This is a genomic window from Cohnella baijiui (assembly GCF_020731285.1).
Lineage (GTDB): Bacteria > Bacillota > Bacilli > Paenibacillales > Paenibacillaceae > Cohnella.
Genome location: NZ_JAJFOW010000425.1, coordinates 1 through 223 on the forward strand (window position 1 = coordinate 1; position 223 = coordinate 223).

Consider the following 223-nt stretch of genomic DNA (forward strand, 5'->3'; position numbering starts at 1 on the left):
ATTCTGAGGGAACCTTTGAGCGCCTCCGTTACTCTTTAGGAGGCGACCGCCCCAGTCAAACTGCCCATCTGACACTGTCTCCCACCATGATAAATGGTGCGGGTTAGAAATCCAACACAGCGAGGGTAGTATCCCACCAACGCCTCCACGTAAGCTAGCGCTCACGTATCTCAGGCTCCTACCTATCCTGTACAAGCTGTGCCGAATTTCAATATCAGACTAC

Annotated in this window: 1 rRNA gene; it reads right to left on the bottom strand. The window is 52.0% G+C overall.

From position 1 onward, the window contains the following. A 23S ribosomal RNA gene (locus LKX83_RS33225) occupies nt 1–223 on the bottom strand; the annotation flags it as partial.